Origin of the sequence: Micrococcus sp. MS-ASIII-49 (assembly GCF_000946635.1) — a bacterium.
In the GTDB taxonomy this organism is placed as follows: domain Bacteria; phylum Actinomycetota; class Actinomycetes; order Actinomycetales; family Micrococcaceae; genus Micrococcus; species Micrococcus luteus.
In genome coordinates this window covers 1-331 of sequence record NZ_JXSP01000117.1, presented here as the reverse complement: position 1 = coordinate 331, position 331 = coordinate 1, and the positions used below count along the sequence as shown (strand labels likewise).

Below are 331 nucleotides of genomic sequence, written 5' to 3'. Positions count from 1 at the left end.
CGCGGCCGGGCCGGGGGTGAACCCGCTCGGTGACGAGGCGATCGCCCTGGTGGCCCCGTGGTGGACGCCCGAGGTCTGCGCGTGCGAGGGCGCGTGGGACGAGGCCGCGGCGGTGCCCACGAAGGACCTGTCCCGGCACGTGAGGCACCTCGAACGCGTCGCCGCGCTCAAGGAGGTCACGGTGGCCGGCGTGGACTGCGGCACGAACTCCATCCGCCTGCTGATCTCCCGGCCGGCCGGGACGGATGAGACCACCGGCGCCGTGGCCGACCCGACGGCGCCGCTGGCCGACGTCGTGCGCGAGATGCGCGTGGTGCGCCTGGGCGAGGGC

At 76.4% G+C, this 331-nt stretch carries 1 pseudogene; it reads left to right on the top strand.

The annotated features are described in order from the left end of the window. Positions 1 to 16: 16 nt before the first annotated feature. Positions 17 to 331 (top strand): annotated as a pseudogene (locus SJ20_RS12305) (DUF501 domain-containing protein); the annotation flags it as partial.